The sequence below is a fragment of the Rhodovulum euryhalinum genome (genome assembly GCF_004342445.1).
Taxonomy (GTDB): domain Bacteria; phylum Pseudomonadota; class Alphaproteobacteria; order Rhodobacterales; family Rhodobacteraceae; genus Rhodovulum; species Rhodovulum euryhalinum.
Map to the genome: position 1 here is coordinate 92,029 of NZ_SLWW01000006.1, position 22,957 is coordinate 114,985.

25 protein-coding genes are annotated in these 22,957 nt (G+C 67.7%); 12 read left to right on the forward strand and 13 right to left on the reverse strand.

All coding sequences use genetic code 11. The annotated features are described in order from the left end of the window. Window positions 1-3 precede the first annotated feature (3 nt). The 6 genes from EV655_RS08800 to EV655_RS08825 all read right to left on the reverse strand — a co-directional run bounded on the left by EV655_RS08800 (window position 4) and on the right by EV655_RS08825 (window position 4,116). Window positions 4-333, reverse strand: coding sequence for an STAS domain-containing protein (locus EV655_RS08800; protein ID WP_132543905.1), 330 nt, complete (start codon window positions 331-333; stop codon window positions 4-6). A 308-nt stretch (window positions 334-641) separates the two neighbouring features. Next, window positions 642-1,748, reverse strand: a complete 1,107-nt coding sequence (locus EV655_RS08805) for an FAD:protein FMN transferase (protein WP_424511309.1) — start codon at window positions 1,746-1,748, stop codon at window positions 642-644. Then, a complete protein-coding gene (locus EV655_RS08810; RefSeq protein WP_132543907.1) occupies window positions 1,736-2,233 on the reverse strand; it encodes a SoxR reducing system RseC family protein in 498 nt (165 codons plus the stop codon). The genes EV655_RS08805 and EV655_RS08810 overlap by 13 nt, the downstream gene beginning before the upstream one ends. 7 nt (window positions 2,234-2,240) lie before the next feature. Then, complete coding sequence (locus tag EV655_RS08815; protein WP_132543909.1) at window positions 2,241-2,435, reverse strand: 4Fe-4S binding protein; 195 nt, start codon at window positions 2,433-2,435, stop codon at window positions 2,241-2,243. Window positions 2,436-2,499: 64 nt separating this feature from the next. After that, window positions 2,500-2,790 (reverse strand): ferredoxin FdxC, encoded by a 291-nt coding sequence (gene fdxC / locus EV655_RS08820; protein ID WP_132543911.1) that lies wholly within the window; start codon window positions 2,788-2,790, stop codon window positions 2,500-2,502. An 18-nt stretch (window positions 2,791-2,808) separates the two neighbouring features. Continuing rightward, a complete protein-coding gene (locus tag EV655_RS08825) occupies window positions 2,809-4,116 on the reverse strand; it encodes an FprA family A-type flavoprotein (protein WP_243645033.1) in 1,308 nt (435 codons plus the stop codon). A 434-nt stretch (window positions 4,117-4,550) separates the two neighbouring features. Between EV655_RS08825 and rsxA the strand changes: the two genes are divergently transcribed. Genes rsxA through EV655_RS08865 form a run of 8 tightly spaced genes read left to right on the forward strand, consistent with a single transcriptional unit; the run spans window position 4,551 to window position 11,077 of the window. Continuing rightward, a complete protein-coding gene (gene rsxA / locus EV655_RS08830; RefSeq protein WP_132543914.1) occupies window positions 4,551-5,132 on the forward strand; it encodes an electron transport complex subunit RsxA in 582 nt (193 codons plus the stop codon). Between the two features lie 22 nt (window positions 5,133-5,154). Beyond that, the gene (locus tag EV655_RS08835; protein WP_132543916.1) at window positions 5,155-5,724 is read left to right on the forward strand and encodes an RnfABCDGE type electron transport complex subunit B; all 570 of its coding nucleotides are present in this window, start codon (window positions 5,155-5,157) and stop codon (window positions 5,722-5,724) included. Then, window positions 5,721-7,283, forward strand: a complete 1,563-nt coding sequence (rsxC, locus tag EV655_RS08840) for an electron transport complex subunit RsxC (RefSeq protein ID WP_132543918.1) — start codon at window positions 5,721-5,723, stop codon at window positions 7,281-7,283. The genes EV655_RS08835 and rsxC overlap by 4 nt, the downstream gene beginning before the upstream one ends. After that, window positions 7,280-8,368, forward strand: a complete 1,089-nt coding sequence (locus EV655_RS08845; RefSeq protein ID WP_132543920.1) for an RnfABCDGE type electron transport complex subunit D — start codon at window positions 7,280-7,282, stop codon at window positions 8,366-8,368. The genes rsxC and EV655_RS08845 overlap by 4 nt, the downstream gene beginning before the upstream one ends. Then, the gene (rsxG, locus tag EV655_RS08850; RefSeq protein WP_132543922.1) at window positions 8,365-9,021 is read left to right on the forward strand and encodes an electron transport complex subunit RsxG; all 657 of its coding nucleotides are present in this window, start codon (window positions 8,365-8,367) and stop codon (window positions 9,019-9,021) included. The genes EV655_RS08845 and rsxG overlap by 4 nt, the downstream gene beginning before the upstream one ends. A gap of 15 nt (window positions 9,022-9,036) precedes the next feature. Further along, on the forward strand, window positions 9,037-9,768 hold the full coding sequence (locus tag EV655_RS08855; RefSeq protein WP_132543924.1) for an electron transport complex subunit E: 732 nt from the start codon (window positions 9,037-9,039) through the stop codon (window positions 9,766-9,768). Further along, complete coding sequence (locus EV655_RS08860) at window positions 9,765-10,022, forward strand: RnfH family protein (RefSeq protein ID WP_132543926.1); 258 nt, start codon at window positions 9,765-9,767, stop codon at window positions 10,020-10,022. Before EV655_RS08855 ends, EV655_RS08860 begins: the two co-directional genes overlap by 4 nt. 23 nt (window positions 10,023-10,045) lie before the next feature. Next, the gene (locus EV655_RS08865) at window positions 10,046-11,077 is read left to right on the forward strand and encodes an FAD-dependent oxidoreductase (protein ID WP_132543928.1); all 1,032 of its coding nucleotides are present in this window, start codon (window positions 10,046-10,048) and stop codon (window positions 11,075-11,077) included. A 41-nt stretch (window positions 11,078-11,118) separates the two neighbouring features. Here EV655_RS08865 and EV655_RS08870 read toward each other — a convergent pair whose 3' ends face one another. Beyond that, window positions 11,119-12,321 carry an ROK family transcriptional regulator gene (locus EV655_RS08870; RefSeq protein WP_243645035.1) on the reverse strand — a complete coding sequence of 401 codons (1,203 nt, stop codon included), beginning with the start codon at window positions 12,319-12,321 and terminating at the stop codon, window positions 11,119-11,121. Between the two features lie 196 nt (window positions 12,322-12,517). On the opposite strand from EV655_RS08870, the gene EV655_RS08875 reads away from it, so the two are divergent. From EV655_RS08875 to EV655_RS08885, 3 genes are all read left to right on the forward strand, one after another. Next, a complete protein-coding gene (locus EV655_RS08875) occupies window positions 12,518-13,531 on the forward strand; it encodes a sugar ABC transporter substrate-binding protein (protein ID WP_424511310.1) in 1,014 nt (337 codons plus the stop codon). Window positions 13,532-13,642: 111 nt separating this feature from the next. Further along, window positions 13,643-14,725 (forward strand): ABC transporter permease, encoded by a 1,083-nt coding sequence (locus EV655_RS08880; protein WP_132543930.1) that lies wholly within the window; start codon window positions 13,643-13,645, stop codon window positions 14,723-14,725. Then, on the forward strand, window positions 14,722-15,507 hold the full coding sequence (locus tag EV655_RS08885; RefSeq protein WP_132543932.1) for an ATP-binding cassette domain-containing protein: 786 nt from the start codon (window positions 14,722-14,724) through the stop codon (window positions 15,505-15,507). Before EV655_RS08880 ends, EV655_RS08885 begins: the two co-directional genes overlap by 4 nt. A 107-nt stretch (window positions 15,508-15,614) precedes the next feature. Here the strand turns inward: EV655_RS08885 and pseF are convergent, their stop codons facing one another. The 5 genes from pseF to pseB all read right to left on the reverse strand — a co-directional run bounded on the left by pseF (window position 15,615) and on the right by pseB (window position 20,682). Further along, entirely contained in the window at window positions 15,615-16,319 is a 705-nt protein-coding gene (gene pseF, locus EV655_RS08890; protein WP_132543934.1) for a pseudaminic acid cytidylyltransferase, read from the reverse strand. Next, window positions 16,316-17,380 (reverse strand): putative sugar O-methyltransferase, encoded by a 1,065-nt coding sequence (locus EV655_RS08895; protein WP_243645036.1) that lies wholly within the window; start codon window positions 17,378-17,380, stop codon window positions 16,316-16,318. Before EV655_RS08895 ends, pseF begins: the two co-directional genes overlap by 4 nt. Before the next feature lie 77 nt (window positions 17,381-17,457). After that, a complete protein-coding gene (locus tag EV655_RS08900) occupies window positions 17,458-18,558 on the reverse strand; it encodes a glycosyltransferase family protein (RefSeq protein ID WP_132543938.1) in 1,101 nt (366 codons plus the stop codon). Then, the gene (gene pseC / locus EV655_RS08905; protein WP_132543940.1) at window positions 18,548-19,684 is read right to left on the reverse strand and encodes a UDP-4-amino-4,6-dideoxy-N-acetyl-beta-L-altrosamine transaminase; all 1,137 of its coding nucleotides are present in this window, start codon (window positions 19,682-19,684) and stop codon (window positions 18,548-18,550) included. Before pseC ends, EV655_RS08900 begins: the two co-directional genes overlap by 11 nt. Next, the gene (gene pseB, locus EV655_RS08910; RefSeq protein WP_132543942.1) at window positions 19,684-20,682 is read right to left on the reverse strand and encodes a UDP-N-acetylglucosamine 4,6-dehydratase (inverting); all 999 of its coding nucleotides are present in this window, start codon (window positions 20,680-20,682) and stop codon (window positions 19,684-19,686) included. The genes pseC and pseB overlap by 1 nt, the downstream gene beginning before the upstream one ends. A 237-nt stretch (window positions 20,683-20,919) precedes the next feature. Between pseB and EV655_RS08915 the strand changes: the two genes are divergently transcribed. Next, a complete protein-coding gene (locus tag EV655_RS08915) occupies window positions 20,920-21,855 on the forward strand; it encodes a lysophospholipid acyltransferase family protein (RefSeq protein WP_132543944.1) in 936 nt (311 codons plus the stop codon). 50 nt (window positions 21,856-21,905) lie between these two features. Here the strand turns inward: EV655_RS08915 and pseI are convergent, their stop codons facing one another. Further along, window positions 21,906-22,955, reverse strand: coding sequence for a pseudaminic acid synthase (gene pseI / locus EV655_RS08920; protein ID WP_132543946.1), 1,050 nt, complete (start codon window positions 22,953-22,955; stop codon window positions 21,906-21,908). Window positions 22,956-22,957: the final 2 nt, after the last annotated feature.

The following is a 22,957-nucleotide window of genomic DNA, read 5'->3' on the forward strand; positions in this document are numbered from 1 at the left end:
TCGTCAGGTTCCTTGGTACGTGCCCGTTCGAAGGCCGATCGCGCGGCCCTCGTGCATTTCGAGTTGCGTGTCAGGGTCGATGCCGCAGGCGCGCATCCGGTCCATGACCAGGCCGTCGGGCGGCATCTCGATGGCAAGCCGTGCGCCGATTGCTTCGGCCGACCGGAGGGCCGAAAGCAGGACCGCCACACCAGAGAGGTCGCAATGCGTCCAGCTTCGGGTGTCGATCCGGTAGTCTCCGCCCGGCGCGATCGCCTCGGCTACTTGCGGAACAATCAATTCGGCGTGGCCCAGGTCGAGGCCGGCAATGTCTGGGATCAGGTCAAAGGGCATCAAAAGCCTCCTTGTAGGGTATCCGCACTAGGTCGCGGCAATTAACGGATCGTGAAGACGCTTTGGGAGCGCCTGCGACAAACGAGGGCGAATTAATCGACGATGGTGTTCCACATGCGGTTTCTCACGCCGGAACAGCCAGTTGGCCCGAGCGCGCCACAATCACACATTTAAAGTTCATCTTTAACGAACGTGCGGCACGCCCGGGGCAATTCGGTGTTTGTTGGGGGGATTCATGGCGCGCGCGTGGCGGCATTGCGCGGATCGCGCCCCGACGCCGGTGCGAGTCGCCAGCGCCGAAGGCGGAGTCAAATTCCGGGGCAGACCGGGGGGAGCACGCCCTCGGGCAAGGCGATCACCTGAACCGGGGACGGAAAGCCACCCGGCACAGGTTCGAGCCGCGCGTTCATCTCGGGCGTGGCCTGGATCGTGCCATCATCGGCAATCACCATCGCCGCGCGGATCCCCATTGCCGCGGCCACGCGCGGCCAGTCCTCGCGCCCGGCCACGGCCAGCGCCGTCGCGGCCGCATCGGCCCGCGCACCGCTGGTGTCCAGAACCGAGACCGACACGATGCCTTGAACGGGGTGGCCGGTCCGCGGGTCGATGAGGTGGGAAAAGCGCACGCCGCCCTGATCGAAGTAGCGCTCGTAATTGCCCGAGGTGTGCAGCGCCTCGCCGGGGCGGAGCGCGATTGCCGCCACCACGCCCCACTGGAACGGGTCGCGGATCGCCACCCGCCAGGGGCGTGCGCCATGGCTGCCGATCACCTGCACGCCGCCGCCCGCGTTCAGCACCGCGTCCGCGACGCCCGCGGCGCGCAGCTCGTGCGCGGCCAGATCGAGTGCCGCGCCTTTCGCATAGGCCCCGAGGTCAAGCTGTACCGCGCGGTTGGCCGAGCGGATCTCGGCGCCGGAAATCGACAGATCTGTCATCCGGGGCTGGCGCGCGACGAGCGCGGCGATCACCGTCCCGGGCGGCGCGGCGCCCTCGGGCGGGGTGTCTGCGTGAAAGCCCCAGGCCTCGATCAGGGCGCCGATCGCCGGATCGAACAGCCCGCCGCTGGTACAGGACAGCTGCTGCCCCTCGCGCAGAACCTGCGCCAGCAGGGGGGCGACCACGTGGGGGCGGCCTTCGGCGATCGCGGCGTTCAGATCCTCCAGCGCGCCCGGCCGCCAGGCGTGCCAGTCGCTGTGCAGCGCCTGCAGGCGCTGCTCCACCCGGGCGATGGCCGCCCGCGCCACGGGTTCGGGCACGCCATGGGTTTCGACCTCGACAAGCGTGCCGAAAAGGTAAAGCGTTTCGCGGATGTCGGGGGCCGGGCGCAGGGCGAGAACACCGCCGGCCAGCCCCAGCATCGCAAGCGCGGCCAGCGCAAGGCGCAGCAGCGGCCGCCGGGCCGTCACGTCCCGCACCGCGGCAGGCTGGCTGCGGGATATACGGCGTCGATCCGCATCGCGCGGGAAAGCCGCCCGCGGCGTTCCGCCCGGGCGGCCGGGACAAGGGCAAGCGCCAGCACCGGCAGACAGAGAAGCGCCGCCCAGAGGTCGGACAGCCCCAAAGCCAGCGAAAGCGCCGCCACGATCACGACCGCCATGGTCGGCAGCAGATAGGCCAGGCCGACCGCGGCCAGGAAACGGCCGCCGGGGATCGAGACCTCGACCTCGTCGCCGGGCGCAACCAGGATCCCGGCGGGGCACGCGATCTCGATGACCGCGGGGCGGACCCCGGCCGACAGCGCCGCCGCGCCGCAGCCCTTGCGCATCGCGCAGGCCGCGCACCCGGCGGCGCGATCGGCCGCAAGGTGCAGCCGGCCGCCCGAGACCGCGATGACCCTCAGCCTTTCGCTGAGCGCCCGGGGGGCGAGGTCATCGCCCAGGCTGTCGTCCTGCCGGTGCATCCCGTCCTCAGTCGAGCGGCGTGATGCAGTCCGCGGTGCACACGTTCAGGCATTGCGGCAGATCGAACTCGCCCTCGCATTCGGTGCAGGCCTCGGCATTAATGAAGTACAAGCCCTTCCTGGTGCTGATCGCGTTGGTCGGGCAGACCGGTTCGCAATCGCCACAGGCGGTGCAGAGATCGGCGTCAATCGTCATGGCCATGGTGGGGTCCTTTCCTGGGTATGAGCGGGCGGTTTGCCCGCGGTTGGGGATCGGTGCGCCGCGGTCATCCGCCCGGCCGCACCTTGACCGCGCCGCCCAGCACACGGCACTGGCAGGCGAGGCGGTCGTCCTTTCCGGCGAGGTTTTCCGAGAGCACGCGCAGTTCCAGCGCCGAAGGCTCCGAGAGGTTCTCGCCGCCCTCGATCACATGGGTCAGGCAGGTGCCGCATTCGCCCTCGCGGCAGCCATAGGTGATGCCCGAGCCGACCTTCTCGGACATCTCGATGATCCGCGTTCCCGTCGGCACGTTGACCGTGATCGAGACATCCGTGAACGTCAGTGTGGCCTTATCCATCGCAGGTTCTCTCCTGTCTCAGCGGGCGGCAAGGTCGGCGAAGTCGATCTCGCGCGGTTGGGCGCGGCCGGTCAGGTGCTGGGCAAGCCGCACCCCGAAGGCGCGGGCCTCGTCCAGATCGGCCTCATTCGGATGAAACTTGACCCTGAGCCCCGGTTCCGGCAGCCGCATCTTCAGCGCCTGAAGCCGCGCCTCGACAAGGCGCACCGCCTCGCCGGACCAGCCATAGGACCCGAAGGCGGCGCCAAGCTTGCCCCGGGTCTCGACGTCGCCCAGCGTCACGAGCAGGTCCCAGATCGTGCGCACCGCGTCGCCGTTGATCGTGGGGGTGCCCAGCACGATCCCGTCGGCGCCCTCGATCAGGTCGATGAAGGGGGCGATCTCGCCGCCTTCCAGATCGAACAGCGACACCCGTACACCGGGTTCCTCTGCCGCGCCGGCCTCGATCGCCCGTGCCATCTGTCCGGTCGCGCCATGTGCGCTGACATAGAAGATCAGCAGCGATCGGTCCGTGCCGGCCGCGTCGGCAAAGCGCGGGCTGGTCAGGCGCCGGTACTGGCGCAGGTAGTCGCGCGGGCGGGTGCGCAGGATCGGCCCGTGCGAGGGCGCGATCACGGCGATGTCCAGCGGTTCGATCAGGTCGAGCGCCGCCGCGACGAAGCTGCGGAAAGGGCGCATCAGCCGGTCGTAGTAGTACTCGAAACAGAAGCGGAAATCGCCCACGAGGTCGTCGAACAGGCGTCCGTCGCAATAATGGCTGCCGAACAGGTCGCAGGTGAACAGGATCCCGTCCTCCTCGACCCAGGTGCATTGCGTGTCGGGCCAGTGCACGTTGGGCGTGGTGAAGAAGCGCAGGCTGCGGCCGCCCAGCGGGATGCTGTCGCCGGTCTTGACCGCCGAGATGCGGTAGCGGTCGGCCTCGTCCCCCAGCAGCGCGCGCAGGATCTGCATCCCGCGCGGCGAGACAAGGACATGCGCCTGCGGCGCCCGGCGCAGCAATTCATGCACCGCGCCGGTATGGTCGGGCTCGAGATGGTTCAGTACCAGAACGGTGATCTCGTCATAGCGCGCCACCGCCTCGAGGCGGGCAAGAAACTCGGCGGCGCACGCCCGGTCCACCGTGTCGATGACCGCGACCCCGTCCGTTCCGCGCACCGCATAGGCGTTGTAGGTCGTCCCGTTCGCGGTCTTCATGATGACGTCAAAGCTGCGCAGGCCCGGATCGAGTGCGCCGATCCAGTGGATGCCCGGAACGATCTCGACCGGACCATCCGGCCGGAGCGAGAGCGGGGAGGCCGGGATCGGCGCGGGGCTGGGGGCTGACAAGGGAGTCTCCGACAAGGTCCGGTTTTGGGTGCGCATGGGGCGCATCACGAGATAAGCAATCTTCGTGCCAACCTTGCGCCGCTTGTTGGCGTGCGTCGGATGAGGGGGGAAGGCGCGACAGCGTACAGCCTTGGTCGGGTGCTGTTCGGCCGGGAGCCGCGCGCCAAGCTGCGCGGCGCGCCGGAGTGTTCGACGAATTGTCGGAAACGCGACATGTCCCGACGAAGCAGACACACCGCCGGCAGGCCGCCACCGCCCCGCCCGCATCCGGGCCCGTCCGCGTGCACAGCCCCCTCATGCCACGCCTGCGGCCGTGGCTGGTCTCGTTACCGCGATGCAGATGGCACGCTTCTTGCTTCTTCCATCGCAAAGCCACTGCGCCTGGCGCGATGTCAGGCGCGGCGGGGCCACTCCGAGCCAGCACGGGGAGCGTGATGCACGACTTCTTCCTGATCCTGCTGAGCACCGCGCTCGTCAACAACGTGGTTCTCGTCAAGTTCCTGGGGCTCTGCCCCTTCATGGGCGTGTCGCGCAAGACCGACGCGGCCATCGGCATGGGGTTGGCCACGACCTTCGTGCTGACGCTGGCGGCGGGGGCAAGCTGGATCGTCGAGACGCTGATCCTGGTGCCGCTGGACCTGGGTTACCTGCGCATCCTCAGCCTGATCCTGGTGATCGCCGCGATCGTCCAGTTCATCGAGACGGTGCTGCGCAAGGTCTCGCCCGGGCTCTATCGCGCGCTCGGCATCTACCTGCCGCTGATCACCACCAACTGCGCGGTCCTTGGCGTCGCACTGCTGAACATCCAGGAGGGACACGGGCTGGCCGAAAGCCTGCTTTACGGCTTCGGCTCGGCCATGGGCTTCACCCTCGTTCTGGTCATCTTTGCGGGCATGCGCGAGCGGCTTGCCCAGCTTGCCGTTCCCGCGCCCTTCGCGGGCACCCCCATCGCCTTCATTTCTGCGGGGCTTCTGTCGATGGCCTTCATGGGCTTCGCCGGCCTCGCACCCAACTGAGCACTGACAGGACACGAATGCCATGATCCATGCCGCTGTCTCGATGTCGGCCCTCGGGCTCGGGCTCGGCCTGCTTCTGGGGCTTGCCGCGCGCAGGTTCCATGTCGAGACGCCGCCCATCGTGGACGAGATCGACGGCATCCTGCCCGGCACCAATTGCGGCGCCTGCGGTTATCCTGGCTGCCGGGGCCTGGCCGAGGCGATGGCCGAGGGCAGCGCCCCGGTGACCGCCTGCCCGCCCGGTGGTCGCGACGTGGCGCTGCAACTGGCCGCGATCGTGGTGCCCGACGCCGACCCCGAGACCGCGTTGAGCGGCATGGCCGAGGCCGAACCGACCGTGGCCTTCATCTTCGAGGATCACTGCACGGGCTGCATGAAGTGCTTCAAGCGCTGCCCGACCGACGCCATCATCGGCGCCAACAAGCAGATCCACACCGTGGTGGTGGATGCCTGCATCGGTTGCGACGCCTGCATCGAGGTCTGCCCGACCGAGGCCATCGTCAAGCGGGTCAAGCCGACGACCCTCAGGGGCTGGTACTGGACCAAGCCGCAATCGGCCTTCGACGCGGACAGCAGGGAGAATGCGGCATGAGCCTTCCGTCCTTTGCAGCTCTGTTCCGGCCTTCGCAGCTTTTCACGATCCGCGGCGGGGTGCATCCGGAAACCCGCAAGTCCCTCAGTTCCGAGTCCGCCATCGAGGACATGCCACTTCCCTCGCTGATCCGAGTGCCGCTGCAACAGCATATCGGCGCCGAGGCCGAACCGCTGGTGCAGCGCGACGATCTGGTGCTGAAGGGGCAACTGATCGGCAAGGCGCGGGGCCCGGTCTCTGCCAACATCCATGCGCCGACCTCGGGCCGGGTCATCGCGGTCGGCCATTTCACGGCGCCGCACCCCTCGGGCCTGCCGGTGCCGACGATCACCATCCGCCCTGACGGCGAGGATCGCTGGGGGCCGCGTCTTGCGCGCCTGCGCCCCGAGGACGCCCCGCCCGAAGAGATCGCCGCCAAGGTCGCCGAGGCCGGGATCGTCGGCATGGGCGGCGCGACCTTCCCCGCCGCCGTCAAGCTGAACCTGCGGGCCAAGTTCGACCTGCACACGCTGATCATCAACGGCGCCGAGTGCGAACCCTACCTGACCTGCGACGACCGGCTGATGCGCGAACGCGCCGAGGAACTGGCCGACGGCATCGGCATCATGGCCCGGGCGCTGGGGGTGCAGCGGGTCATTGTCGCCATCGAGTCGAACAAGCCGCAGGCCATCGAGGCGATGCAGCGCCACAACCGCGCGCTCGGCTTCACGCTGCGTGTCAAGGTGGTGCCGACCCAGTACCCGATGGGATCGGAAAAGCACCTAGTCAAGATCCTGACCGGCAAGGAGACCCCGGCGCGGGCGCTGACCGCCGAACTGGGCGTCGTGGTCCATAACGCGGCGACCGCCTATGCCGTGCACCTGGCGGTGCGCTATGGCGAGCCGCTGATCTCGCGCGTCGTCACCGTGTCGGGGCGCGGCGTGCGGCGGCCTGCCAACATCCGGGCCCTTATCGGTACGCCCGTGGCCGACCTTCTGGCGCATTGCGGCGGGCTGGCGGAAGAGCCCGAGCGGCTCTTGCTGGGCGGGCCGATGATGGGCCAGCCGATCCAGAACCGGCGCGTGCCGATCGTCAAGGGCACGAACGGCGTGCTTGCCCTGACCGCGGGCGAAACCCGGGAACGCGACGTGATGCCCTGCATCCGCTGCGGCCTGTGCGTGCAGGTCTGTCCGGTCGGCCTGACGCCGTTCGAACTGAACGCGAGGATCCAGGCCGACGATCTGCAAGGCGCGGCAAAGGTCGGGTTGCTGGACTGCATCGCCTGCGGCTGCTGTTCCTATACCTGTCCGTCCAACATTTCGCTGGTGCAGACCATCCATTTCGCCAAGGGCAAGCTGGCCGAAGAGGAAAGCCGCAAGCACAAGCAGGAAGAGACCAGACGCCTGGCCGCCGCGCGCAAGGCGCGCGAGGAGGCCGCCGCCGAGGCCAAGCGCCAGGCGATGGCCAGGCGCAAGGCCGAGATGGAGGCCAAGAAGAAACGCGAGGCCGAGGCGGCCGCCCAGGCGCAGACCGCCGCGCCCGAGGCCGAGCCGGTCCAGCACGGAGATGCCACGCCATGACCGCCCCCCTGATCGTCTCCGGGCCCCATACCCACAGGGTGTTCACCGTCTCGCGCACGATGCTGGCGGTGATCGGGGCGCTGACGCCCGCCACGGTCTTTGGCCTGTACCAGTTCGGCTGGCCGGCGATCTTCCTGTTCCTTGTCACCGTCCTGTCCGCCTGGGCGTTCGAGATCGCGTGCCTGTGGGTTGCGGGCCGGCCGGTGGCGTCCTTCGCGCGGGATGGCTCGGCGCTGTTGTCGGGATGGCTGGTGGCGATGACCCTGCCGCCCTATGCGCCGTGGTGGGTGGGCGTGCTGGGTGCGGGCATCGCCATCGTGATCGGCAAGCATCTCTTTGGCGGGCTCGGACAGAACCTCTTCAACCCGGCGATGGTGGCCCGCGCCATGCTGCTGGTCGCGTTGCCGGTGCAGATGACCACCTGGGTCGCGCCGGTGGGCCTGATGAACGGACCGGATTTCTGGCAGGGCCTCGCCATCACCTTTTCCGGCGCGCAGGATTTCGACGCGGTGTCCAGCGCCTCGACGCTGAGCCTGGTCAAGAGCCAGCTCGACGCGGGTGCGTCGATGGCGCAGATCATGCCCGACCTCGCCGATCTGCGCGACCGCCTGATCGGGCTGGTTCCGGGAAGCCTGGGCGAGACCAGCACGATCCTTCTGTTGCTGGGCGGGCTTGCGCTGATCTCGATGCGGATCATCACGCCGGTGATCCCGTTGTCGGTGCTGGGCACCATCGCCGCGCTGTCCGGCCTGTGCTGGCTGATCGCGCCCGACCGCTTTGCCCCGCCGGTGCTGCACCTGACCGCGGGCTCGACGATGCTGTGCGCCTTCTTCATCGCGACGGATTACGTCACCTCGCCGGTCACGGCGATGGGCAAGATGATCTACGGCATCGCCATCGGGGCGCTGATCTTCGTGATCCGGACCTGGGGGTCATTCCCCGAGGGCGTTGCCTTTGCGGTGCTCTTGATGAATGCCTGCACGCCGCTGATCGAGACCTATGTGCGGCCCCGCGTGTTCGGCCGCACCCGCACCGGCAAGCCGCTGCCGATCAAGACCACCAAGCCGCGTGGGGGTGCCAGATGACCGAAGACGCCATCCTTCCCCCGAAGGCGCGACCCGCAGGGTTCCTGCGCGCGCCGCTCGGGCTTGGGCTGATGCTGGGGCTGTTCTCGCTGGTGGCGGCGCTGATGCTGGCCTTTGCCAACGACCTGACCCGCGCGCCCATTGCCGCGCGCCACGCCGAGGATCTGCTGGCCGCGCTGGCGCAGGTTGTTCCGGCCGATCTGCACGACAACGACCTGGCCGCCGACATCCGCACCGTCGAAGACGCCGTGGAAGGCGCGGTTCCCATTCACGTTGCGGCCCGGGATGGCGCCGTCAGCGGCGTGGCCTTCGAACTGACCGGATATGGCTATAGCGGCGCGATCCGCGTGCTGATGGGCGTTGCACCCGATGGCACGCTTCTCGGGGTGCGGGTGCTGTCCCATGCGGAAACGCCCGGCCTTGGCGACAAGATCGAGGTCGCCAAGGGCGAGTGGATCCTGGGCTTTGCCGGCCGCTCGCTGACCGACCCCGCGCCCGAGGGCTGGAAGGTCCGGCGCGATGGCGGCGTCTTCGACCAGTTCGCGGGCGCGACCATCACGCCGCGCGCGGTGGTGGGCACCGTCCATCGCGGCCTGACCCTGTTCCGGCGCCACCGCGACGCGCTGCTCGCCCCCATGCCCCCGAAATCGTGACGGAGGACAGCACCGATGCCGACAAGCTATGCCAAGATCGCCCGCGACGGGTTCTGGGACAAGAACATCGTCTTCGGGCAGATGCTGGCGCTGTGCCCCGCGCTGGCCATCACCGGCACGGCGACCAACGGCCTGGGCATGGGGCTGGCGACGACCGCGGTGCTGGTCGTGTCGAACCTGACGATCTCGGTGCTGCGCCGTGCCATCAGCCCGGAAATCCGTATTCCCGTCTTCGTGCTGGTCATCGCCTGTATCGTGACGGTGGTCGACATGATGCTGAACGCCTGGGCGCATGATCTGCACAAGGTGCTGGGCCTGTTCATCCCGCTGATCGTGACCAACTGCGCCATTCTCGGCCGCGCCGAGGCATTCGCCTCGCGCAATGGCCCGGTGGTGTCGGTTCTGGATGGTCTGACGATGGGGCTGGGATTCACGCTGGTGCTGATCGTGCTGGGCGCGCTGCGCGAGGTGTTCGGATCGGGGACGCTGTTTGCCGATGCCGCGGTTCTGCTGGGGCCGCAATTCGCCTTTCTCGAAATGACCGTCTTTCCGCAGTATCCGGGCTTTCTGCTGCTGATCCTGCCGCCTGGCGGCTTTCTCGTGCTGGGGCTGCTGATGGCGCTGAAGGCGGTGATCGACCGCAGCAAGGCGCGCCTGGAGGCCGAGATCGAGGAGATCCGCGTCGAGCGCGTGTTCACCGCCGCGGGTGTGCTCAAGCCCAGGCTCGAAACGGGAGAAGACGAATGATCGTGGGTGTCGCCTATGCCAAGCCGACCGTGCAGGTCTGGAAGCATGTCGACGTGGCCGAAACCGCGACGGCGCGCGAGGCGATCGAACGCTCGGGGTTGCTTGCACAATTCCCCGAGATCGACCTGGAGGTGAACAAGATCGGCATCTTCGGCGCGATCTGTCCCCTCGACAAGCCGCTGAAGGAGGGGGACCGGGTCGAGATCTACCGCCCGATCCATCCCGAAGCCGAACTGCTGGAAAAGAAGCGATGACCCCCGAGCCGCAAGGAGACCCCGTGATGCAGAGTCCGAGCCGCCGCCACTTCACCCTCGGCCTCGCCGCCGTCTCCGCGCTTGCGGGGGCAGGGGGGCTTGCCGCCACGTTGCGCCCGGGCCTGCGCGCCATCGTCATCGGCGGCGGGCCCGCCGGGGCCGCTGCCGCGCTGTCGTTGCGGGCTGCCAACCCGGCCGCCTCGGTGCTGCTGGTCGAACGTGATCCCGGCCGGCTTTCGCGTGCGCAAGAGGGGATCGAGGGCGCTGCCTTTACCCGGCCCCGCGCCCGTGCGGACCTGGACGCGCTGCGCCAGGCGGGCGTGGGCGTGGTGCTGGACGATGTGGTGGGCATCGACTGGGCGTCGGCGCGGCTTTCGCTTTTCAGTGGCCGGACGCTCGCCTTCGACCGCCTGTTGCTGGCCCCGGGCACCTCGCCCCGCGATGAGGCAATCCCCGGGCTCGACGCCGTGGCGCGCCACGCCTGGCCTGCCGCCTGGGGCAGTGCGCGCGAGGCGCGGCGGCTGGCCGGGCAACTGGCGGCGCTGCCCGAGCGCGGGCATGTCGTGCTGCGCCTGCCCGCCGAGATCAGCCATCCGCATGCCGCGCTGACCCGCGCAGTCGATCTGGCGCGTCACCTGGCCGCCGCGCGCCCCGCCGCCCGGCTGACCGTGCTTGACGGATCGGCGACCGATGATCTGGCCAGCGCCTTTGTCAGGGCCGTTCCGAACGGGGTGGCGGCGGGGGTGCAATGGCGGACCGCCGCCGATGGTGGCATCGTTCGCGCGGTCGACGCGCGCCGTGGCCTGATCGAGACCGATGCCGGCGGGCTTCGGGCCGACGTGGTGAACTTCGTACCCGCGCTCACGGCAGGCGCGATCGCGAGCACCGCGGGGCTTGTCGATCACAGCGGCTGGTGCCCCTGCGATACCGCCGGGCGGTCGTCGCTCCGCCGCGATGTGCTGGTCCTTGGCGATGCCCGCAAATCCGCGCTACGTACCTTGGCGGGCGCGTTGCGCTCGGCCGAGGTTGCGACGAAAGGGGGGCTGGTCGGTTAGCGCGGCGCAGCGGCCCGGGATCGCCGACAGACCCGGCCGGCTCAGATCTGATCGGCCTTGGTAAGGACGCCCTGATCGACGAGGAACCGTTTGGAAAGGGCAAGGCAGGCGGCGCCGAGCGATCGCGCATCGGGCCCGATCGTGCCCTCCTCGATCCGCGGAAGGATCAGGCCGGCGGTGTTCAGCCCGGCAAGGGCGACGCCCGTGCGCTCGACAAGCCTTGCGCGGATCGGCGGCGGAAGCCACCCGTCGATCAGCACCGCTTCGAAGTCGATCACGGCGCAGGTCGCGGCGACCGCATGCGCAAGCCCCCCCGCGGCGCTCTCCAGCCAGGCGTGCAACACCTCCTGGTCGATCCGCCAGTCAATCGGCCGGTTCCACAGGCAATCTGCCGCCGCACCCCGCGCGCCCAGCATCCGCTCCAGCACCGCAAGCGATGCAACCTCGATCAGTTGCCGGCTTTTCCCGTCCGGCCCCGGCACCGGCAGTGACCCGATTGCGCCCGCGTTTCCCGTCGGACCGGTGAAGAGGCTGCCGTTCAGAACCACGCCGCCGCCGATGAAGTAACCGACGAAGATGTGCAGCAGGTTGGGCGGCAGAGCCGCCGTGCCAAGGACGAGTTCCGCGCCGCAGGCGGCCGAGGCGTCGTTCTGCAGATAGACCGGGGTATCCAGCCCCACGGCCAGTTCCGCGCGGATGTCCCGGTGGCGCCAGGCGTCCATGTCGCTGCGGGGCGCGCCGATCGCGTCCGCCCAGTCCCATAGCTGGAACGGGATCGCGATCCCCAGGCCCGAGATGCGCGCACGTTCCACGGCCGGGCGGGCGGCGGCGATCTCGGCCAGGGCGTGGCGTGCGAAGGCAAGGGTGGCATCGGGGGTCGGGTAGCGGTGGCGGGCCTGGCGACGATCGACCACCCGGCCCAGGAAATCGGTCAGAACCAGTTCCAGGCTGCGCCGGCCGACCTTGAGCCCGAAGAAATATGCCCCCCCCGGCGCCAGCCCGATCGGTACCGAGGGCTGTCCGACGCGCCCGCGCTGGGGTTGGCCCTTGACCAGGAACCCCTCGGCCTCGAGTGCGCGCATGATGACCGAGACGGTCTGCGCCGACAGCCCGGTCATCCGCGCGATCTGTGCCTTGGGCTGCGGGCCGTGGCGGCGCAGCAGCGTCAGCACCAGCCGCTCGTTATGGGCGCGCATGCCGCTCTGGTTCGACCCCCGGATCGACACCGGGGAGGGTTCCGCCATGTTCACTGCCGCATCCTTCGTTTCCGTACGGATGATGGCGGCTGGCACGGCGGGCTGTCAATAATAATTCAGAGTGATTTATTTATTGACAGACTCCCCTCGAATCGCGCTCATATGACCTTGAGGAAAGCGGAAACCGGGGCACAGGCTCCGGGCCGACAAGACGGGAGGAGAGACCGTGACACATTCTGCCAGCATCAAGACCGCCCTGATGGGCGCCGCGGCCCTGATCGCGCTGGGCGCGGGTGGGGCCGCTGCCGAAGACATCGGCGCCTGCCTCGTCACCAAGACCGACACGAACCCGTTCTTCGTCAAGATGAAGGAGGGCGCGCAGCAGGGTGCCGAGGCCAATGGAATCAGGCTCTCGACCTTTGCGGGCAAGATCGACGGTGACGTGGAAACCCAGATCGCGGCGGTGGAAACATGCATCGCATCGGGCGCCAAGGGCATCCTGATCACGCCGTCCGACAGCCGCGCGCTGGCCCCCGTGGTCACCCAGGCGCGCGAGGCCGGACTGCTGGTGATCGCGCTCGACACGCCGTTCGAACCGGCGGACGTGGCCGACGCGACCTTTGCCACCGACAATTTCAAGGCGGGCGAACTGATCGGTCAGTGGGCTGCCGCCAAGCTGGGCGACGCCGCGGCGGACGCACGGATCGCCTTCCTCGACCTCAACCCGTCCGAAGTGTCGGTGGACTACCTGCGCAACCAGGGCTTCATGCAGGGCTTCGGCATCGATATCAGGAACCCCACCGATATCGGAGACGAGGAGGATCCGCGGATTGTCGGCCATGACGTGACCAACGGCAACGAGGAGGGCGGGCGCACCGCGATGGAGAACCTCCTGCAGAAGGATCCCTCGATCAACGTCGTCTACACCATCAACGAGCCCGCCGCCGCCGGTGCCTACGAGGCGCTCAAGGCCGTGGGCCGTCAGGACGATGTACTGATCGTGTCAGTCGATGGCGGCTGCCCCGGCGTGCAGAATATCGCCGATGGCGTGATCGGGGCGACCTCGATGCAGTTCCCGCTTCTGATGGCGTCAAAGGGGATCGAGGCCATCAAGACCTTCGCCGAGACCGGCGAAAGGCCGCAGAACTCCGAGGGGCTCGACTTCTTCAACACCGGGGTCGAACTGATTACCGATGCGCCCGTCGACGGCGTTCCGTCGAAGACCTCGGCCGAAGGGCTCGGGATGTGCTGGGGCTGAGGGCCCGGGCCTGACCCTTGGCGCGGTGACCAGTCACCGCGCCCCCATCTTGCTTGATCGCTTTGACCGAAACACCCGGGGCGGGCATGCTTCCCCAGGGAGGGCAGTGTTATGACCGACAAGACCGGCTCCACGGGGGGCAGACAGGAGTTCGAAGGCAGCCTTGCCGAAAGCGACACCCGCGTCGCCCGGTTCGAGAACGGGTCCCGCGGGATGGCCGGAACGATCCAGCACCTGTTGCACGGCAATCCGACCCTCGTGCCCGTGATCGTGCTGGCCGCCTCCGTTGCTGTCTTTGGTCTTGTCGCGGGCGAGCGGTTCTTCTCGCCCTTCAACCTGACGCTCATCATGCAGCAGGTCTCGATCATCGGGATGCTGGCCGCGGCGCAAAGCCTGATCATCCTCACCGCCGGCATCGACCTGTCGGTCGCGGCGGTGATGGTGCTGATGTCGGTGATCGCGGGCAACCTGGCGGTCAAGATGGGCGTTCCGGCGCCCCTGGCCCTGCTGGTGGCCTTTGCGGGCGGCACGCTTGCGGGGCTTCTGAACGGGCTGCTGGTGACGAAGGTCAAGCTGCCGCCCTTCATCACCACCCTCGGCACATGGAACATCTTCTTCGCGCTGAACCTCTGGCTCTCGGGGGCGCAGTCGATCCGCAGCCAGGACATCGACGCCGCGGCACCGATGCTGAAGGTCTTCGGCAATGCCCTCGAATTCGGCGAGGCACGGATCACCTACGGCTCGATCCTCATGTTCGCCACCTTCGGCGTGCTCTGGTTCCTGCTGAACAAGACGGCCTGGGGCCGCCACGTCTATGCCGTGGGTGACGACAAGGAGGCGGCGGAACTGGCCGGCATCCGCACCGACCGGACGCTGGTCTCGGTCTACATGCTGGCCGGTTTCGTCTGCGCCATCGCCGCGTGGTCGTCGATCGGGCGCGTCGGATCGATCAGCCCGCAGGCGTTCTACGAAGGCAATCTGCAATCCATCACCGCCGTCGTGATCGGGGGCATCTCGCTGTTCGGCGGGCGCGGCTCGATCCTGGGTGCGCTGTTCGGTGCGCTGATCGTCGGGGTGTTCCAGTCGGGCCTCCGGCTCGCGGGGGTCGACGTGCTGTGGCAGGTCTTCGCCATCGGCTGGCTCATCATCCTTGCCGTCGCCATCGACCAGTGGATCAGAAAGGTGTCCGCATGACCGCCCCTCAGCCCATCCTGACCGCCCGCGGCATCGTGAAACGCTATGGCCGCGTCACCGCGCTGGACCGTGCCGATTTCGACCTTTACCCGGGCGAGATCCTTGCCGTGATCGGTGACAACGGCGCGGGCAAGTCCTCGCTGATCAAGGCGATCTCGGGGGCGATCACGCCCGACGAAGGGGAAATCAGGCTGGAAGGAAAACCCGTCCGGTTCACCTCTCCGATCGAGGCGCGCGACGCGGGGATCGAGACCGTCTACCAGACCCTTGCCCTGTCACCGGCGCTGTCGATCACCGACAACATGTTCGTGGGCCGCGAGATCCGCAAGCCTGGCGTGCTGGGCACCTGGTTCAGGATCCTCGATCGCAAGGCGATGGAGGATTTTGCCCGCGACAAGCTGTCGGAACTGGGCCTGATGACGATCCAGAACATCAACCAGGCGGTGGAAACGCTGTCGGGCGGCCAGCGCCAGGGGGTGGCCGTGGCGCGTGCGGCGGCCTTCGGGTCCAAGGTCATCATCCTTGACGAGCCCACCGCCGCGCTGGGCGTGAATGAAAGCCGCCGGGTGCTGGAACTGATCTGTGACGTGCGGGCGCGCGGCATCCCGATCGTGCTGATCAGCCACAACATGCCCCATGTATTCGAGGTGGCCGACCGCATCCATATCCACCGCCTCGGCCGGCGTCTCTGCGTGATCGACCCCGGCGAGCATACGATGTCCGATGCGGTCGCGTTGATGACCGGGGCCAAGGAACCACCCGCGTCGGCGCAGGCGGCCTGAGAGGGGATCCCGGACGGGGCCGCCGAGGGCGCAGGTGCCATGCCGGGGCCAGTCAGTGCCGAACGCGCGTTCCAGGTACCCCGTGCGCGGTGTTTCGGCGGGTCACCTCAGTCGCTTGTCGATGGCATCCGGGCAAGAGCCTCGAACATCAGTTCGGCGCGACGCCAGTCTTCTGGGGTGTCGATGTCCTGCACAAGGTAACGCGGCATCAGGATCGTGCGGGAATGGGCGGCATAGACCGGCGCCCCGGCCTCCCAGGCTTCGGCGCGGCCCCAGTAGAACTGGCCCGCGTCGTGGACGTATTCCTGCAGGTCCTGCGAGCGGGTGATCTGGTGTTCCGGTTCACGCATCGTCACGCTGCCATCGGCGGCGCGGGCCAAAGCGCGCTGGATCGGGAAATCGAAGGCCGTCACCGGAAAGCAGAACTGCACCGACGAGTCATCCAGCGCCGCCAGACCCGCGCGCAGGTCGGCAGGTCGCACGAAGGGGGCGGTGGCATAAAGGCAGCAGACCTCGGCCGGGGTCCGGCCCGCCGCGCGCAGCCAGGCGACCGCATGGGTGACGACCGCGACCGAGGTGGCCTGATCGTCCGACAGGTCGGCCGGGCGGCGGAACGGCACCTCGGCACCGCCGTCGCGGGCGATCTCGGCGATCTCGTCGTCGTCGGTCGACACGAGGATCGCATCGAACAGGCCGCTTTCCCGTGCGGCCAGGATGCTGTGCAGGATCATCGGGCGGCCGGCAAAGGGGCGGATATTCTTGCGCGGAATACGCTTGGATCCGCCGCGCGCCGGGATCACGGCATATCTCATGCCGGGCCCGTTCCTGCGGGCGGCGCGGCGGTCGACGGCGTGCCGGCCGGTCCGTGGCGCTCCATCACGACGACCTCGGAATCGTAGGTGCCGGTTTCGTTCGTCTCGCCGTAGACGAACGAATCCTTCGCGATGGTGCGGAATTCGGCAAAGCAGGACTGGACAAAATCCGACCGGACCTGCCGGATGACACCGACGTCGCCCTCCTTGCGGGCGACGCGCTTGCCGACAGCGGTATTCCGCATCAGCACATGCCGTGCGATCAGCGGCTGGACGAGGGTGACGTAGTTCCGCACGATCTCGGGTTCCATTTCCTGGAAGGACATGAAGTTCGCGAACAGATCGACCTGCCCCCGGACCCGCGGCAACTGCCAGGGGCAGAGCACGGCGGCCTTGTAGCGGCGCCGGATGTCGTCGAGGTCGATCACCTCCATGGTGCGGCTGTCGCGGTAGGACAGGACGTTTTCCGCCCCGAAGACCTGCCCGAGGTAATAGGTCGAGACCGCAGCCACGGGCGGGATGTCGACATTGACAAAGAACGCCTCGGGATTGGCCTTGAGCAGGATTTCGCCCAGCGTGCCGTAGCCGCCGCCGCTCTCGAGGCAGCTTTGCAGCCCGGCGCTGTCGGTATGGCGCTTGTAGAGGTTCAGCGCGCGCAGGTAGTTCAGCATCGACCGGCTGTAGCTGCGACCGTCGAAGGCGAACCGCTCGCCCCCGCCCACATCGCTTTCGCTGACCTGGTCGAGCGGCAGCCCGCCCGCGACCTCGGTCGCGCGATAGATGCGGTAGTCCAGGAACGCCCGGTCCGACCGGGTCAGCCGCCGCATCATCCGCGCCCGCTTGCGGGCGGGCAGGCGCCGGACCAGCGGCATCAGCCAGCGCCCCCGTTTCCGCAAGGTGTTCGACGCGTACAGCGGCACGTAGAAGAAGGCGGCCGAGGGGTGGGTCCGGAAGCCGTCGAGGCCAAGGGTCTCGATGTCCTCGATGATCCGCGTCAGGCCGGAAGACCAGAAATTCGTCGGCCGGAACTCGGCCGGGGCGCTTTCCATGTCCGCGAGCATCAACGCGAGCGTCGGGTCCGACGCCGCAGAATCGCCTTGCCCCTTGGCAGGTCTTCCGTTTCGCGAGTCGCGTTCCGTCATGCCGCCTCCAGAAGCGTGCGTTCTATGGCGGCGGCGGCGCGGTCGAGATTGTCGTCGAACGCACCGAACCGGTCCCTCAGCGCCGCCTGTTCGGGCCCCGGATTGTCGATCTGCGAAAGGAACGCCTCCAGCGCCTCGATCCCGTCGATCTGCGGCAGGTCGGGGAAGATATCCAGGTTCTCGGCGAAGACCGCGGCCGGTTTGCCGCGATAGACGCAGTCCAGAACCGTGGTCGAGGTGGGCGAGACCATCGCGTGACACAGATCAAGCGCGTCGTGGATCGTCGCCTTGGCCAGAGGGCCCGAATAGTAATGCGAGAACAGCACGTTCGGGTGCCGCGCCCGCAGCGCCCTGTCATGCGCCCGGTGGTTCCGGCGTACCTTGCCCCGGTGCGAGCGGATGACGATGCCCAGGTCGGGATGCCGGGTCAGCGCCGCATCCATGAGCGCGTAGAAATGATCGATATGGTCGGCCGAATACCGGCCATTGCCCCAGCGGAAGGACTGGCAGACCAGAAGCCGGCGCGGATGGCGCGCAACCCAGTCCGTGACCTCGGCCCCCCAGCTGCGGGGCGGCAGGATGTTCTGCTTGGTGAAACCAACTACGCTTACCCTGTCTGAAAATCTGTCAGACACGCCAATATGGTTCTTGCCTATTGGTTCCCAGAAAAGGAGGTGTTGAGAATAAAATTCCATTGGAATGTTGTTTGGTCGCGAACCGTTGATACCAAGTTGATATGCGCCGTGCTGAATAAAATAACTTCGCTTTTTCATACTGCGTATGAAGTTTGATCGTCTGCGCCGGCTTGTCGTGTCCCAGCTCGCATCGGCTATAGTCAGGATAGCATCGGCCTCGATAATGTCTTGTTGGAAAAAAAACTTCATCCGCAGCTTGGAGGCAGGCTCGGGGGTGAACCCATTCTTCGCAAAGGCCTCAGCCAAGCGCGGCTCTTTACGAAGAACTTTGGAATAGACCAGCGCGCGCACCCGCACCCGGCCGCGGGCATGCAGCCGGGCCAGAACGGGATAGGTGCTTTCGACGTCCGGCATGCCGTTCAGATAGGCCAGCAGGACCGGCGTGTTCGGCTCAGAGGGCATCGCGCAGGGCCTCGACCACCCGGTCCTGGTCTGCCTCGGTCAGCCCGAAGTAAAGCGGGATGCTGATCGCCCGCGCGTAATACGCTTCGGCCACCGGGAAATCCCCCGGCCCGAAGCCGCGGGCCTGCCAGAAGGGCTGGGTGTGGACCGGGATGTAATGGACGTTCACGCCGATCCCCGATGCGCGCAACTGGCCAAAGACGCGGGCGCGGTCCTCCACCTGGATCGGGTAAAGGTGCCAGGCCGAAAGATTGGCCGGACCCAGCACCGGCCGGACCAGCGGCAGCCCGTCCAGCATCGCGTCATAGCGGTCAGCCAGCGTGTTCCGGCGGGCGACGAAATCCGCCAGCCGGTCCATCTGCGACAGCCCCAGCGCGGCCTGCATCTCGGTCATGCGGTAGTTGTAGCCCAGCGTGACCATCTGATAATACCAGCCGCCCTCGCTGGACTTGTCCATGAGCGCCGGGTCGCGCGTCACACCGTGCGAACGGGCCAGTTCCATCCTTTGGGCAAGGCCGGGGTCATTGGTGGTCGCCAGTCCGCCTTCGGCGGTGGTGATGATCTTCACCGGGTGAAACGAGAAGACGCAGATGTCGGAATGGGCGCAGTCGCCGACCGGACGGTCGCGGTGGCGTGCGCCGATCGCGTGCGAGGCGTCCTCGATCACCCGGAATCCGTAGCGCCGGGCCAGATCGCCGATCGCGGCCATGTCGCAGCTTTGCCCGGCGAAATGGACCGGGATCACGACCTTGGGCAGGGTTCCCTCGCGTTCGGCCCGGTCCAGCTTTTCGGCCAGCCGCGCGGGGCACATCAGGTAGGTGGCCGGGTCGATGTCGACGAAATCGACCTCGGCGCCACAATAGACCCCCACATTGGCCGAGGCCACGAAGGTGTTGGGCACGGTCCACAGCCGGTCTCCGGGGCCGAGGCCCAGCGCCATGCATGCGATGTGCAGTGCCGAGGTGGCCGAATTTGCGGCGACCGCATGGGCTGCGCCGCACTGGCCGGCCACCGCCGCCTCGAACCGGGGCACCACCGGACCCTGCGTCAGGAAATCGGACTTGAGGACATCGAGCACCGCCCGAATGTCCTCGTCGCCGATGTCCTGCCGGCCATAGGGGATCATCAGACCTTTCCGATCCTGTCCCGGTTGGCGTCGATCCAGGCGGCGAGTTCCTCGCGCTTCATCCAGTCGCGGTTGTTGTCCGAGGCATAGGTAAAGCCCTCGGGCACCGGCTTGCCGTCCTTGATCCGGGCCGGGTCGGCCGACCAGTTGTGGATGGCCGGGATGATCTTGAAGTGATCGTCATATTCGTAGGTGTGCGGCGCATCCTCGAAGCCGATCATCTGTTCGTGCAGCTTTTCGCCCGGGCGGATGCCGATGACCGTGTGGGCGGCCCCCGGACGAACGGTTTCAGCGATCTCGACGATGTTCATCGACGGGATCTTGCGGACATAGATCTCGCCACCTTCCATGTCCTCGAAGGCGTGCCAGACCAGTTCGACGCCCTGTTCCAGCGTGATCATGAAACGCGTCATGCGCGGATCGGTGATCGGCACCTCTGCGCCGTCGCCCAGCGACAGGAAGAACGGGATGACCGACCCGCGCGAGCCCATCACGTTGCCATAGCGCACCACGGCAAAGCGGCACTTCGTGGCGCCCGAATAGGAGTTCCCTGCGACGAACAGCTTGTCCGAGGCCAGCTTGGTCGCACCATAGAGGTTGACCGGGTTCGACGCCTTGTCGGTGGACAGCGCCACGCAGCGTTTCACGCCCTTGTCGATGCAGGCGTCGATCAGGTTCATCGCGCCGTTGATGTTGGTCTTGACGCATTCGAAGGGGTTGTATTCCGCGGTCGGCACGATCTTGGTCGCCGCGGCGTGGACAACGTAGTCCACCCCGTCGAGCGCACGGTAAAGCCGGTCGCGGTCGCGCACGTCACCGATGAAGAACCGGATGCGGGGATCGTCGCCGTAGATCTTGGCCATCTCCCACTGCTTCATCTCGTCGCGCGAGTAGATGATGATCCGGCGCGGGTTGTAACGCTCCAACGTCATCGGAACAAAGCACGAGCCGAAAGAGCCTGTCCCCCCGGTGACAAGGATGGTGGAACCGGTCAGCACAGCCGTGTGTCCTTCTCTGGTTCGTATGCCCTCAGGCGCCCGTACTGGCAAATTCCGGCCTTGTCCAGCCTGTGATGGCTGCCTTGCGCGGTCTCTGTCCATCTGTGGGCGGCGCGCTGTCCGGGTGACCCGCCTTGCGGTGCGGCCCTTCTGGTCGCTTCGGCCTTGGTCCCGCCTTTCCTGGATGCGACGGACGGGTTAGACCGGGGCAGCACGCAGAAAAGGTGAGCAGACGGTATGGCCCAGGCGAGGCGAGAGGCGCCGATCTCCCTCAGGGAATGGCTGGAATATGCCCCGATCGCCCTCGGGGTCCGGGGATTGCGGCTCTTGCCGTTTCGCTGGCGCGTGCCGGTTGCGGGTTGGCTGGCGTCGCAGGTCGTGGCGCCGGTGTCTGGGATGCGCAGGCGGATCAGGGACAATCTGGACTGGGTCTGTCCGGACCTGGGCGCGGCCGAACGGGCGCGGCTGGTACGCGAGGTGCCCGACAATCTGGGGCGGGCCTTCATCGAGCTGTTCTCGCCCGACGATCTGTTCCGTCTGGCCGGCCAGACCCCTTTCGAAGGGCCGGGGCTCGCGGCGCTGGAGGCGGCCCGGGCGGCGGGCCGGCCGGTGGTCGCCGTGTCCGGCCATTTCGGCAATTACGACGTCTTCCGCGCGGGCCTGATCCTCAGGGGCTTTGACGTGGGGGCGCTGTACCGGCCGATGAACAACCGGCTGTTCAATGCACGCTACGAGGCCGCCATCCGCGCCACGGGCGAGCCGCTGTTCCCGCGCGGGCGGAAAGGCAATGCCGACATGGTGCGGCACCTGAAACAGGGCAAGCTACTGGCGCTGTTGATCGACCAGCACATGAACCGCGGGGCCGAGTTGCGGTTTTTCGGCCGTCCCGCCCTTACCGCGGTGTCGGCGGCGCAACTGGCGCTGAGGTATGACGCGCTGCTGGTGCCGATCTATGCGATCCGCCAGCCCGACGGCCGATCGTTCCGGGTGGTGGTCGAAGACCCCGTGCCGCGGACCGACCAGGAGACCATGACCCAGGTCCTGAACGACAGCCTTGAAGCCCGGGTCCGTGCCAATATGGGCCAGTGGCTGTGGACGCACAGGCGCTGGAAGGTGCGGCGGGGCGGCATGGTCGGCGATCAGATCATGTCTGCCGGAGGCGACGGCCCCTGACGGCGCCTGTGCCCGGTTGCCCGATGCGAGCCGGCTGGCGGGGCCGGACCTCAGGCCAGCATGGACCAGTCCAAGGGCTCGCCCCGCGTCAGCGCCCGTGCCGCCCGCTGGCCCAGCACCTTGGGCAGGTGCTTTGGCGCGAGGCCGAGGCCCGGCCGGATCGAGCGGACATGCGCCTCGGTCAGCACTTCGCCCGCGGCCACATCCGCCACGACATAGAGCGAGCGGCGGAACTGGGCGTTCGCGCCGCCGATGCCCTGCCGGTCGTGCCGCGCGGGGCCTAGCGCGGCATGGGCCATGCGGCAATCTTCGACCAGGCGGCGGAACTCGTCTGGCTCCAGCGAGAATTCGGCATCCGGCCCGCCATCGGCCCGGCGCAGCGTCAGGTGTTTTTCGACGATGCACGCGCCGCGCGCGATGGCCGCTACCGCCACCGCCGAGCCCAGCGTGTGGTCCGACAGCCCCACCGGCAGGCCGAAGGCCCGGGTCAGCGCCTCGATCGTGCCAAGGCGCATGTCCTCGGGCCGGGCGGGGTAGGCCGAGATGCAGTGCAACAGCGCCACGCCTGCCGCGCCCCCCTCGCGCGCGGCGCGGCAGGCGTCTTCGATCTCGCCGTAATCGGCGATGCCGGTGGACATGATGAGCGGCTTGCCCGTTCCGGCGGCCTTGCGGATCAAGGGCGTGTCCACCAGTTCGAACGAGGCGATCTTGTAGGCCGGCGCGTCGAGTCCCTCCAGGAAATCCACCGCCGTTGGATCGAAGGGCGAGGAAAAGCAGGTCAACCCGTGCCCCCGCGCACGATCAAAGAGCGCACCGTGCCAGTCCCAGGGGGTCGAGGCCTCGCGGTAAAGCTCGTGCAGGCTGCGGCCGTCCCATAGCCCGCCCGATATGCGGAACTCGGGGCGGTCCACGTCGATGGTGATCGTGTCGGCGGTATAGGTCTGGAGCTTGACCGCATCCGCGCCGGACGCCGCCGCCGCATCGATCAGGTCAAGCGCGCGCGACAGCTCGCCGTTATGGTTCCCCGACAGTTCCGCGATGATATAGGGAGGATGATCCGGGCCGATCGGCCGGCCTGCGATCTCGAAACGCTCTGCCATGG